3 protein-coding genes are annotated in these 13,947 nt (G+C 69.8%); 2 read left to right on the plus strand and 1 reads right to left on the minus strand.

Annotated elements, in window-relative coordinates; translation table 11 throughout:
* Window positions 1–9 precede the first annotated feature (9 nt).
* Window positions 10–12,642, plus strand: coding sequence for a filamentous hemagglutinin family protein (locus MF6396_RS26310; RefSeq protein ID WP_078481894.1), 12,633 nt, complete (start codon window positions 10–12; stop codon window positions 12,640–12,642).
* A gap of 48 nt (window positions 12,643–12,690) precedes the next feature.
* Here MF6396_RS26310 and MF6396_RS26315 read toward each other — a convergent pair whose 3' ends face one another.
* Window positions 12,691–13,188 (minus strand): Lrp/AsnC family transcriptional regulator, encoded by a 498-nt coding sequence (locus tag MF6396_RS26315; protein WP_058541157.1) that lies wholly within the window; start codon window positions 13,186–13,188, stop codon window positions 12,691–12,693.
* A gap of 135 nt (window positions 13,189–13,323) precedes the next feature.
* Between MF6396_RS26315 and MF6396_RS26320 the strand changes: the two genes are divergently transcribed.
* The coding region (locus MF6396_RS26320) for a LysE family translocator (RefSeq protein WP_078481895.1) at window positions 13,324–13,947 on the plus strand (624 nt) is incomplete at its 3' end.

The raw sequence follows: 13,947 nt of genomic DNA on the forward strand, positions 1-13,947 counted from the left end.
TTGATTGCAATGCGCCTTGGCACTGCTGCTTCGCCCTCCCGCCGTACCCACCGTCAGGCCGATATGCCCCTGCTGCGGCTCAAGCCGCTGGCCCAGGTGATTGCGCTGCTGGCCCTGGCCGGCAGCGTGCAGGCGGCGCCTGCAGCGTTCAGTTCGGCCTGGTTCGCGGCCAAGGGCAGCGCGCCGCAGGCCGGCGGTACGGGCGGGCAGGGCGGTGCGGTGCAGTTGCCGGGGCTGCCACCGCCGCTGGCCCAGCAGCAGCGTGCCAATGCCCAGTTGCAGCGTTCGCTGCAAAACCTCAACAACACCGTGGCCGCCATCGCCGCGCAACAGGCTGCCCAGGCGGCCGGCCGCGCCGCCGCGCTGGCGGCGCCCTCGAGCATCCACAACGGCCTGGGCGGCAATGGCCTGAACCCGCTGCTCGATGCCAATGGCAAGCCGTTGTTCACCAACGCCGAGGCTCCGGTACAGACGCAGAAGGGCGGCACCACCCAGGTGACGATCAAGCAGACCGCCGACAAGGCGATTCTCAACTGGGAAACCTTCAACGTCGGCCGCGACACCCAGCTGACCTTTCAGCAGGACGCCAACTGGGCACTGCTCAACCGCGTCGGCAACAGCGTCGCGCCCAGCCAGATCCAGGGCACGATCAAGGCCGACGGTACGCTGATGATCGTCAACCGCAACGGCATCGTGTTCAGCGGCAGCAGCCAGATCAACGTGCGCAACCTGACGGCGGCCGCCGCCACCATCAGCGACCAGCAGTTCACCGAGCGCGGCCTGTACGTGGACAGCCTGGGCAGCCAGCCGACCTTCACCGATGCCGCCGGCAAGGTCATGGTCGAGCGCGGCGCGTTGATCCAGACCCACGCCCCGGCCAGCTCCACCCAGGGCGGTGGCTACACCCTGCTGCTGGGCCATGAGGTGGAGAACGCCGGCCAGTTGATCAACGCCAAGGGCCAGGCGACCCTGGCGGCGGGCGATACCTTCTACATCCGCAAGGGCGTCGGCACGGCGGGCAACCCGTACTCCACCACCCGCGGCAACGAGGTGGCCACCACGCTGAAGGCCGGCAGCACGGCCGGCACGGTGCGCAACAGCGGGCTGATCCAGGCCAGCCAGGGCGACATCACCCTGACCGGGCATCAGGTGCGCCAGCAGGGCGTGGCCGTGGCCACCAGCTCGATCGACAACCGCGGCACCATCCACCTGCTCAACGCGGCCAGCGACCGCACCGGCAACGTGACCCTGGCCGCCGGCAGCACCACTGCCATCGTCATCGACGCCAACCCCGGCAGCGCACTGGACAGCCAGCGCGAGGCGGTGCGCAAGGACCTGGGCGGGCAGGTCAACCAGCGCAACGGCGCGTTCGACAACCTCAGCGCGGTGGCCGATGACCGCAGCCTGTCGCGGGTGGAGATCGTCAGTGGCGGCACGGTGGACTTCCAGGGCGGCTCGCTGACCCTGGCCACCGGCGGCCAGGTGGCGGTGAGTGCCGGCCAGCGCAGCCTGCTGCGCGACGGCGCGGTGCTGGACGTGGCGGGCGCGGTCGGGGTCAAGCTGGCCATGGACAGCAACAGCATCAAGGTCAACATCCAGGGCAACGAGCAGCGCGACGCGGCGGGCAACCGCGACAGCGGCGCGCTCAACAGCACCGATGTGTGGGTCGACATCCGCGAGCTGGTGCACGTGGCCGCCGGCACCAACGGCTACGAGGGTGAGCGCTGGTACACCGCCGGCGGCCTGCTGGAAGTGGGCGGCTACCTCGGCACGCGCAGCCACGGTCTGGGCGAGTGGCTGGCCCAGGGCGGCACGGTGAGCTTCACCGGGGGCGACCTGGTGACCCAGGCCGGCTCGCTGGTCAACCTCTCGGGCGGCACGCTGGACGTGGCCACCGGCTACCTCAAGCAAACCTGGCTCAAGGGCGCCGACGGGCGCCTGTACAACCTCTCGCGTGCCCCTGGCGACGTGCTGTACCAGGGCGTGTACAAGGGCTACGAGCAGCACAGCGCACGCTGGGGCCAGACCCGCTACTTCTACAGCCCGCTGATCGCCCCGCGCGAGCGCCTGGAGAACGGCTACACCGTTGGCCGCGATGCCGGGCGGCTGGTGGTCGGCACCGCCAATGCGCAGCTGGGCGGTGACATCCTGGGCGAAACCTTCAAGGGCGACCACCAGCTGCAGGCCCCGCAGGCCGGCCTCGACGGCTACCGGCAAAGCCAGCTGAGCCAGGCCCGCGGCGCACAGCTGATCGTTGGCGACTACCGGCCCACCGCCACGGGCAGCGTGCTCAACGCCGGCGCGGGCAACCTGCACCAGGTGGTGATCGGCTCGCAGGTGCAGGGCGGCTCACTGACCCTCGACGCCCCGGTCGAGGCCGAGCGCGAAGGCGTCCTGCGCCTGGAGGCCGAGCGCCTGCGCGAGCTTGGCGGCCTGCAGGTGGCCGCGTATGAGAGCATCCGCCTGGAGCAGGCGCTGAACCTGGCCGACGGCGCCGGCCTGAGCCTGCTGGCGCCACAGGTGCAGATAAACGCCGACCTGGTCAGCCACGGCGGCGACCTGCTGCTGGGCAACCTGCAACGCGGCTCGGACAGCCTGCGGGTCGGCAATGCCGGCCTGGCCGCGCGTATCGAGGTGGCCGACGGGGTTCGCGTGGAGGCCAGCGGCCGGCGCCAGGACGGCGTCAATGCGCAGCCCGCCGACCTGTCGGCCTGGCTGGACGGCGGTTCGCTGGCCCTGCGTGGCACCGGCGACATTCGCCTGGGCCAGGGCAGTGTGCTGAGTGTGGAAAGCGGCGCGGCGCGCACCCCCGACGGCAACTGGCGCGGAGGTGCCGGTGGCGACCTGAGCCTGGCCAGCCTGACCTCGGGCGGGGCCGGTGGGCAGTTGCTGCTGGGCGGCGAGCTGCGCGGGTACGGCACCACGGGTGCCGGCACGCTGGCCCTGCGCGGCGACACCGTGAGCATCGGCGCCGACACCCCGGCGGCCAGCCTGAACCTGGGTAGCGATTTCTTCGCCAAGGGCTTTGCCCGCTACGAGGTGGTGGGCAACCAGCGCCTGGAGGTGGCGGCCGACAGCCAGGTGCAGGTGACGCGGCCGGTGTATCGCCTGCGTGGCGATGCCCGTTCGGCGGCCGAGGCGCTGGAGCTGTGGACGCCACCGCAGTACCTGGAGAACGCGGCCAAGGGCGTCCTGACCCAGCGCGCCGGTGCCAGCCTGCTGCTGCAGGCGGGCAGCGAGTTGGACCAGTCGGCCCAGCAGGTGGCGTCACGCTGGCTGCAGGTAGCCAGCGGCAGCCGTATCCAGGTCGATGACGGGCAGTCCATCACGTTGCGCAGCCCCGGTGGCCTGCAGGTTGACGGCAGCCTGGGGGCACACGGCGGGCAGATCACCCTGGCTGACACTGTTGTGCAGGAGGCCTTGACCAGTGCGGTACGGTTCGAGCCGCATCAACGGGCGATCCGGGTCGGCGCCGGGGCGCTGCTCGACGTATCGGCCCGTCCCGTCACCGCCGTGGACGCGCGTGGCGAGCGCTATGGCGAACTGCGCCAGGGCGGCAGTATCGTCATCGGCAGCACCTTCGACCCCAACCTGGGTGGCGCGCTGGCCCCCGACCTGTTCGTGGTGGTCGAGCGTGGCGCTGTACTGGATGCGTCCGGCAGCCAGATGAGCGTCGATGTTCCCGGGGTTGGCGCGACTCGGCTGGCCAGCCAGGGCGGTAGCATCAGCCTGAGTTCGATCAATGGCCTGTACGTGGACGGCGAGTTGCGTGCAGCGGCGGGTGGCGCTGGCGTGGCGGGCGGCAGCCTGACCCTTGCGCTGGAGAGCGGTACCTACCCGATCACCCCGGCCTATGCCGAGGCCATCCGCCAGCGCGAGCTGCGTATCAGCCCGCGCGGGGAAGCCTTCGCCAACCAGGCCGGTAAGCTGGAACATGGCCATGGCCACCTCAGCGTGGCCCAGGTGGCGCGGGGCGGGTTCGATGCACTGACGCTGTTCAGCCGCGGCGTGATCAGCTTTACCGACGACGTGACGCTGCAACCGGCGCGCAGCCTGCACCTGTATGCCGGCGCACTGGGGCTGGCCGAAGGGGCTCGCGCCGATACCCGGGTGCGCCTGTCGGCTGCGCATGTGCGTCTGGCCGGGTACACCAGCCTGCCGCCGGCCGGGCCGGGCCTCACCAACAATCAAATCGGTATCGCGCTTTCGTCGCAAGCCGATCAGGCCATGCTGCAGGTGGATGCGGCGCTGATCGACGTACGCAATACCCTGAAGTTCGGCACGGGGGTGAGTGAAGCGCTGAGCATCGATCGACGCGGCTTCCATCAGGTCAGCCTGAACAGCAGCGGCGATCTGCGCCTGCTCAAGACACTGGGCGGTAACGACACGCGGCTGGTGGCGCCGGGCACGCTGACCCTGAGCGCGGCGCAGATCTACCCTGGCACCAATGCCGTGGCAGTGATCAAGGCCGAGCATGTGAAGATTGCGCGCAGCAGCGCGGCCACGCCTGCCCAGCCCTATTCGCTGTTTGGCGCGCTGTCGATACAGGCCGACACCATCGACCAGCAGGGCGTGCTGCGCGCGCCCCTCGGCGCCCTGGTACTGGGCACCGCCAGCACCCGCGAAGTGACCCTGCGCCCTGGCAGCCTGACTTCGGTCAGTGCCGCCGGCCTGGTGATGCCTTATGGCGGCACGGTAGATGGCCTGGTGTACAACTTCGCCGGCCAGTCGCTGAACAGCACGGTGCTGGGCCAGAGCCTGCCCAACGGCTGGCTCAACGTGACCCTGGGCGGTGGCAGCATCGCGGTCCAACCCGGTGCGGTAATCGACCTGTCCGGCGGTGGCGATGTGCGCGGCGCCGGCTTCATCTCCGGGCGCGGCGGCTCCACCGATGCCCGCTATCACCCGCTGGTGCGCAACAACCCCGATGGCAGCTTCAGCCTGCCGGGCCTGGCGAACAACCCGGTGTACGCCATCGTGCCCGGTGTGCAGGCCAGCGTGGCGCCTGAAGCGGTGGCGGGCGAGCCATCGGGTTCGATGCCGTTGGTGGGCCAGCAGATCACCCTGGACGCCGGGATCCCAGGCCTGCCCGCCGGCACCTACACCTTGCTGCCGGCCAGTTATGCGCTGTTGCCGGGGGCCTACCGTGTCGAGGTCAACGGCCAGGCCAGCGTCGGCGCGCCGCAGGCAGGTGCCACGGCGCTGCGCAATGGCTCGTGGGGCCTGACCGGCAAGCGCTCGATCGCCGGCAGCGGGCTGGGCGATGCCCTGTCGCAGCACCTGATACTGACCGGTGCCGACACCTTGCGCCGGTACTCGCAGTACAACGAAACCAGTTTCAGCCAGTTCCTGCTCAACGATGCCGCACGCCTGGGTATCCCGCGTGCCGCGCTGCCCATCGATGCCAAGGGCCTGACCCTGGACCTGGGCCATAACGACACCACGCGGCCCGGCTTCAGCATGCAGGGCGTGCTGTTGAACAAACCGGCGGACAAGGGCCACGGCAGCATCGCCACGGTGCTGTTCGGCGACACCCTGGTGATCCACGGCGACAACGCGCCCGCCACACCGGGTGCCGGCGAAACCGCCATTGCCGCGTCGCAGCTCAACGCCCTGGGTGCCAGCAGCCTGCGCATCGGCCATGCCGGGCAGCGGGTGTACGGGCAGGGTGGCAACCAGCTGCTGTTCGGTGATGCCAGGGGCACCAGCATCGTGCTCAAGGGTGGCGCACACCTGAAGGCCGCCGAAGTGCTGATGGTTACCGGGCGCATCGCCGGCGCCATCAACATAGAGCAAGGCGCGAGCATCGATACGCTCGGGCAGGGCGCACCCGCCTACGACAGCCGCGACGGCTACCTCTACAACCCGCACAACAGCAGCCTGCTGATCGTGTCCAATGGCTGGGTCGACGTGCTGGCGCCGCAAGCGCCCAGCGGGACGATCACCGGGCCGGGCAGCATCCTGATCGGCGGCTGCCTGACGCGGTGCAGCGGCCAGACCGAGCTGTATTCCGAAGGCACCATTGCCGCCGCCACCAACAACCGCTTCAGCCTCGACGACCAGGTGCGCTTCGGCACCCGCAACCTGACCCTGGCGGTGGGCGCGATCAACGTCGGCAGTGCGCAAAGCCTGGCCGCTGCCGCTGCGGCGGGCTACCTGCCCAGCGGCCTGACCCTCAACCAGCAGGTGCTCGACCGCCTGCTGCAGGGCGATACCCGCCGTGGCGCGCCAGCCCTGGAAACCTTGACGCTGACCGTGCAGGACAGCCTCAACTTCTTCGGCACCACCGCGCTCGACACCCTCGACCCGTCGACCGGCAAGTCGCGCCTGAGCAACCTGGTGCTGGGCACCCCGGCGATCTACGGGCATGGCGCGGCCACTGACGTGGCCAGCATTCGTACCGGCAACCTGATCTGGAGTGGCGCCACCCAGGCCACGCCGGCCCTGCTCGGCAACGGTGCCGGCACCGGCAGCGGGCGGCTGCAGATCGAAGCCCGGCGCATCGAACTGGGGTATGGCCCGCAGGCGCAGAGCAGCAGCCAGCCGGCGTTCGAGCGCCTGGCGCTGGGCTTCAGCGACGTGGCGCTGCTGGCCAGCGAACGCCTGACTGCCAACCACCGCGGCAGCCTGTCGGTGTATCAGTCACGCGGCGAGTATGTGACCGGCGAAGGCTACCGCTACAGCGGCGGCAACCTGCTGGTGCGCACCCCGCTGGTGACCGGTGAAGCCGGTTCGGTCAACCAGGTGCGCGTCGGCGGTGCCCTGCAGATGCTCGCGGGGGCGGCGCCGAGCACCGCCGACGCGCAGCTCAAGGCCGGGGCGCTGGGCGCCGAATGGTCGTTCAGCGCGCAGCGCATCGACCTCGACACCCGCGTGGCACTGCCCAGCGGCAAGCTGACCCTCGACAGCCAGGGCGACCTGCGCCTGGGCCAGGCGGCGCAACTGGACCTGGCCGGGCGCAAGGTCAGCCTCAACGACCTGGACAAGTACAGCTGGGGCGGCGACGTGATCCTGCGCAGCCAGCACGGCAACATCCACCAGGCGGCCGGCTCGATCATCGACCTGCACGCCGAACACAACCAGGCCGGCAGCCTGAAGGTGGTGGCGCTGGACGCCAGTGCCGGCCAGGTCGACCTGCAAGGCCGCCTCCAGGGCGCAAGCTCCGGCCACTACGATGCCGGGGGCACCCAGGTGCCCTACGCGGGTGCGGGTTTCACCCTGCGTGCCCAGGGGCTGGCCGGTGACCTGAGCAGTGCCTTCGCCACGCTCAACCAGCGCCTGAACGACGGCGGCGTGCACGGCAGCCGGCGCTTCCAGTTCAAGCAGGGCGACCTGCAGATCGGCAACGGGGTGCGCGCCAACCAGGTGCAGGTGTCGCTGGACAACGGCCATCTGCGTGTCAACGGCCTGATCGATGCCAGCGGCGAGCGTGTCGGCAGCATTCGCCTGGCCGCCGGCAATGGCCTGACCCTGGCCCAGGGCGCGGTGCTCGATGCACATGGCAGCGTGCTGCGCGTGGACAGCTACGGCAAGATCATCGACAGCCCCAACCGGGCCACGGTGGAGCTGAATGCCGGTGCCGGGAAACTGACCCTGGCGCGTGGCGTGCGTATCGACCTGCGCCATGGCACCGACGCACCCCGCGGCGGCGCCGCCGGCCAGCACGATGGCCGCGAGCGCGGCACCCTGGCGCTGTATGCGCCGCGGCTGCGGGCCGACGACCCGACCCATGGCGACATCGCCATCGACGCCTCGCAGGCGCTGTCGATTCTTGGTGCGCAGCGCATCGACCTGTTCGCCATGGCGCGCGATCATGCGGCCCCGCAGGGCGTCGACCCGCATGTCAGCGGCAAGCCCTATGTCCAGATCGACCAGGCCTACCTCGACGCACGCCACGTGCAAAGCGTGCAGTTCATCGACAGCGCCCTGACCAACACGGCGCTGGTCAACGGCAAGCTCGCCGGCCTGGTCAAGGGTTACGCCCAGCAGTTCCACCTGCGCCCGGGGCTTGAAGTGATCACCGACGGCGACCTGGTGGTCAGCGGCGACCTCGACCTGTCGCGCTACCGCTATGCCAGCCTCAACCCCAACGTGCACAAGACCGGCGCGGTGTACGGCTCGGGCGAGGCCGGCAGCCTGAGCCTGCGTGCCGGTGGCGACGTGGAGGTGCTGGGCAGCATCAACGACGGCTTCGCGCCGCCACCCGAGACCCAGGACGACGGCGGCTGGGTGCTGCTGGAAGGGCGCCTGGCCTATGGTGCCCAGGTGGTGGTGCCCAACGGCGGGGTCGAGCTGCACGAGGGCACCGGTTTTCTGGCCGGCCAGGTGCTCAACTATGACCTGCCGATACAGGCGCGCGTGCTGGCCTCGGGCGCTGTGCTGCCAGTGCGTGCAACCCTTTCGGCCGCGATCGAGCTGCCGGCTGGCACCGTGCTCTCGGCGGCGCTCTACAACGCCGACGGCAGCCAGGCACTGGCGGCGGGCACCGGCCTGGAGGCCCCGCTGCGCCTGGAGGCCGGCATGCAACTGGGCGCCGGCACGCGGCTGGTGGTCAACACGCCCGTCACGGCCATGACCTGGCCAAAAGGCGTGGCACTGCCGTCCGATCCGGGCCACCTGCTGAACGGTGGCGCCGATGACCTGGTGCTGCTGGCGGGCAACCTGGTGCTGCAACGCGGCGCGATCATTCCGCCGCGCACCGATATCAAGCTGGGGGGCGTGGGCTCGGTGGCGCTGCGCAGCGAGGGCAAGGGCACCAACTGGGCGGTTGCCAGCATGCTGCCGGCCGGTTCGCAGTCGTGGAACCTGCGTGTGGTGGCCGGTGCCGATACCACGGCGGCCGACCCGCGCCTGGCCGACCCGAACGCCAGCGGGCGCCTGCGCCTGGCCGACCACCACGTGGGCATGCTGGCGGTAGGCGCCAGTGCCGGCTGGGTGTGGACCCAGGAAGGCATCGACGGTTTTGGTGTGGACGCCAGGCCCGGCGACCCGATCGACTTCGATGCCATCGGCTACCCCACGCTGTGCGACGAGTTCCCCACCTGGTGCGCCCGGGCACCGGCTGCCGGCGGCGGCCTGGTGTGGACCCAGGAAGGCATCGACGGCTTTGGCGTGGACGCCAGGCCCGGTGACCTGATCGATTTCGACGCCATCGGCTACCCCACCCTGTGCGACGAGTTCCCTACCTGGTGCGCCCGGGCACCGGCCGCCGGCGGTGGCCTGGCCTGGACCCAGGAAGGCATCGACGGGTTTGGCGCAGATGCCAGGCCGGGCGATCTGATCGACTTCGATGCAATTGGCTACCCCACCCTGTGCGATGAGTTCCCCACCTGGTGCGTGATGACCGCGCCAGGCAACACCGAGCACGACACGGTGCCCGGCGGCGCCTCGCGTTACAGCGTGCTGCGTACCGGTACCGGTGACCTGGACCTGATCGCCGCCGGCAACCTGGACATGACCACGCTGTTCGGCGTGTACACCGCCGGTACGGCGACCCCGGTGCCCGCCGCCTATCAACTGGCACGCGGGCAGGCCAATGACGGGCAGGTGCTGCCGGAGTTTCTCGGCGGCTACGAGGCGTTGGTCGATGGCGGCGCGCAGAGCCTGTACCAGGCCTGGTACCCGGAGCAGGGCGGCAACCTGCTGTTGATGGTGGGGGGCAACCTGACGGGCAACTCCCTCAGCCGCGAATATGGCAGCCTGACCCGCCTGGCCTACCAGTTGCCCACCGCACAGGTCGGCAACTGGCTGTGGCGCCAGGGCAGTGGCAACGCGCTGGCGGCAGACGAGCAGATACCCACGGCCTGGTGGATCAACTTCGGCACCTATGTGCGCTACCAGCGCAACAGTGTGGTGGCCGGCTTCACCGGCTTCGGCACCCTGGGCGGGGGCAACCTCGATGTCACGGTGGGCGGGCAGGCCGGCACCCTCGATGTGATCGGCAATACCGCTGACCAGTACCGCACGCAGTGGGACGACAGCGCACGTACCCAGGCCCTGCAGCTGGCGGTGGGCAGCACCGGCCGCGTGGGCCGCGATGGCAGCCTGACGCTGGGCGGTGGCGGCGACCTGAACCTGAAGGTCGGCGGCGCCGTCAACCCGACCCAGGCGGCCCTGGGGCGTGGCGACAACGCCGATGTACTGGGCGTGGCCGCCCATGACCTGCAGGGTACCCTGGTCAACCTGCGCGGCAACCTGCAGGTGTCGGCAGCGGCCGTGGGCGGTATCGACCGTGCCTACGGCGCGCTCGGGATACAGCAGGACAGCCACGAAACCCGCGCCTACGACCCGTTCCAGGCCACCCTGGCCAGCGCCAAAGGCGGCCTGGTGGTGGTGCCCGGCGACGCCACGGTGCAACTGAGCACCCGGGGCGACCTGGTGCTGGGGGCGGCGGCCGACCCGGGCCGTGTGCCCACGCTCAACACCACGCCGTTCGGCACGGCGGCGGGGGGCGGCAACAGCTGGTTCAGCCTGTGGACGGCCAACACCGCCATCGACCTGTTCTCGGCGGGCGGTGACCTGACCCCCAGCACCCAGCTGATCGAATTGACCCAGCCGGTCAGCGGTGATGCGCTGTCCGGCCTGGATACCTCGCCCACCGACGGGCGCTTTGTCTACCCGTCGATCCTGCGTGCGGTGGCGGCCTCCGGCAACCTGTACTACGGGAACTCCGCGCAGTACCGGGAGAAGAACCGGCTGCAGGGCGCGAGTGGCTACTCGTTGCTGCTGGCACCTTCGGCCAATGCCCAGTTGCAGCTGGTGGCGCAGGGTTCGATCTACGCCGGTGGCTATGCGATCAACCAGTCCGGCGCCGCACCGTCGGCCCTGGCCACGCCGTTCAACCCGGGTTTCATCGGCAGCTACAACGGCCACAGCGTCAGCAACCAGAGGCCAGACGGGATTGCGGCAGACCTGGAAGCGGGTCGCTTCCCGCTGTTCGCCTTTGGCAGCACCAGCACCGCCAATGCCTACGGGCAATTGCAGCCGGCGCGCATCTACGCCGTGAGCGGCGACCTGGTGGGGGTGCGCTCGGGCGAGGTCCTGAACTTCGGCAATGCGCGCAATGGGGCCGTCTGGTACGAGGGCGCCGCACCGGTGTGGATGATGGCGGGGCGCGACATCGTGTACAGCGGTACCGGCCTTGGCGAGACCACCTACGTGCCGGCGATGATGTCGGACATCGTCGGTGCGCTGGCGCTGTCCAGCGGCAACCTGTTCGTGCACAACCACGCCACCGATCACTCGCAGGTGGTGGCTGGGCGCGACATCCTGTTCAGTGGCCTGAACGTGGCAGGCCCCGGCACGCTCACCGTCAGTGCCGGGCGTGACCTGCGCCAGGAGGACCGTGCAGCCATCACCAGCCTGGGCGCCATCGTCACCGGCGACAACCGCCCCGGCGCAAGCCTGGTGTTGCAGGCCGGTGTGGGCGCCCAGGGGCCAGGGTATGCGCGCTTTGCCGAGCTGTACCTGAACCCGGCCAACCTTGCCGACAGCAACCAGAGCCTGGCGGCGCAGCCGGGCAAGGTGGCCAAGACCTACGCCGAGGAGTTGCGTCAATGGCTGGCCGAGCGCTACGCCTTCGAGGGCGATGCGGCCCAGGCGCGGGCGCGGTTCGCCAGCCTGCCGGCGACCGAGCAGGCGGTGTTTGCGCGCCAGGTGTACTTTGCCGAGCTGCGTGCCGGCGGCCTGGAGTACAACACCGTGGGTGGGCCGCGCCAGGGCAGCTACCTGCGCGGGCGCAATGCGATCGCGGCGCTGTTCCCCGAGCAGGACGTGGCCGGCAACCCGATCCGCTACGACGGCGACATCCTGATGTTCGGCGGGGCCGGGGTACGTACCCAGGTGGGGGGCGCGATCCAGATGCTCACCCCCGGTGGCCAGCAGGTGTTCGGCGTGGAGGGCGAGGCGCCGCCGGCCGGTGCCGGGGTGATCACCCAGGGCAACGGCGATATCCAGCTGTACGCGCGTGGCAGCATCCTGCTGGGGCAGAGCCGCATCATGACCACCTTTGGCGGGTCGATTCTGGGCTGGTCGGCCGAGGGCGACATCAACGCCGGGCGTGGTTCCAAGACCACGGTGGTCTACACCCCGCCGCGCCGGCTGTACGACACCTGGGGCAACAGCAGCCTGTCGCCCACGGTGCCGAGTACCGGTGCGGGTATCGCCACCCTGGCGCCGGTGGTGGAAGTGCCGCCGGGAGACATCGACCTGATTGCGCCGCTGGGCACCATCGATGCGGGGGAGGCGGGCATCCGGGTGTCGGGCAACGTCAACATTGCCGCGTTGCAGGTGGTGAACGCGGCCAACATCCAGGTGCAGGGTGATGCCAAGGGCATGCCGGTGGTGGCGGCGGTGAACACCGGCGCGATCTCGTCGGCGAGTGCGGCGGCGTCGTCGGCGACCCAGGCCGCCGAAGATGCGGTGCGCCAGCAGCAGGCCGCGGCCCGCCAGCGTCAGCCGTCGGTGATCACCGTGCAGGTGCTGGGGTTTGGTACCGAGCGCCTGGTGCCGGGCAAGGAGGGCGCGAGCCTGGGGCCGCAGTACAACCCGCAGAGCCCGGTGCAGGTGCTGGGGGCCGGGGCGCTGGATGAGCAGGCGCGGGGGCGGTTGACGGAGGAGGAGCGCGGGAATCTGGTGCTGTAGGGTTGCCAGGTTCGGTTCGGGGCGGGTGGGCCGGTCGTTGCTACCCGCTTACCGCCCCAGGTGCCCCAGCGGCAGCGCCCCCTGCGGCTTGATCGTCTTGATTGCGAAGTTGCTGCGGATATCCCGGATCCCCGGCAGCTTGAGCAGCGTGTCGGTCAGGAACCGCTCATAGCCGCGCAGATCCGGCACCACCACATGCAACAGGAAATCCGACTCGCCCGACACCAGAAAGGCGCTGACCACCTCGGGCAGGGCCAGCACGGCCAGGCGGAAGTTTTCCGCTTCGACCTCATGGTGCCGCTCGACCTTCACCCCCACGAACACCGTCAACCCCAGGCCGACTGCCTCGGCTTCGAGGCTGGCATGGTAGCCGCGGATCACCCCGGCTTCTTCCAGCAGCCTCACCCGTCGCAGGCACGGCGAAGCCGACAGCCCGATCTCTTCGGCCAGTTGCACGTTGGTGAGGCGCCCGTCGCGCTGCAGTGCGCCAAGGATGCGTTGGTCGTAACCGTCCAGCTTGGGGTATGTTGGGTCGTGGTTTGGCATAAGTGGCCTGTGGCTAGGTATCGAATTGGTACATCCTGCCAATAATAGCCCCGTTGCGGGCGCATAACGCAAGCACCTGCCTCGACCTTCCGGCATAGAATTTTCACTCTGTTGCCCCAGCCTGAGGTCGTTGAAATGGACGAAAAACTGCTCTACCTGACTGCCCTGACGATGATCTACCTGATGCCGGGCCCGGACATGATCCTGCTGCTGCAGACCGGTGCGCGCCAGGGGCGGCGGGCGGCGCTGGCGACCGTGCTGGGGCTGGCGGTTGCCCGGGCGTGCCACGTGACCCTGGCCGCCGTCGGGCTGGCGACGCTGTTCAAGGTACTGCCCTGGACGTTCGAGGTGGTCAAGTACACCGGGGCGGCCTACCTGCTGTGGCTGGGGGTGAAGATGTTCAGGCCCGTGGCGGGTGCAGTGCAGGGCCCGGGGGGTGCAGCGGTACGTGGCACGTGGAGGGCGGCGATAGCGCAGGGCTTTCTGACCAACCTGCTCAACCCCAAGGCCTTGCTGTTCTGCTCGGTGCTGTTGCCGCAGTTCATCCACCCCGCACAGGGGGCGGTGGGTGAGCAGTTCGCGCTGCTGGGGCTGGTGCTGGTGGTGATGGGGATGATGTTCGATGGCGTGTATGCACTGGCCGGCGGGTGGGTCGGGCGCCAACTGGAGCAGCGCGCGCTGGCGCAGAAGGTTCAGCAGTGGGTGTTTGGTGGGCTGCTGGTGGGGTTTGCGGTTCGGTTGGTCTGGGTGCAGCAGGGG

The sequence above is a fragment of the Pseudomonas sp. MF6396 genome (assembly GCF_002018915.1).
GTDB classification, from domain to species: domain Bacteria; phylum Pseudomonadota; class Gammaproteobacteria; order Pseudomonadales; family Pseudomonadaceae; genus Aquipseudomonas; species Aquipseudomonas palmensis.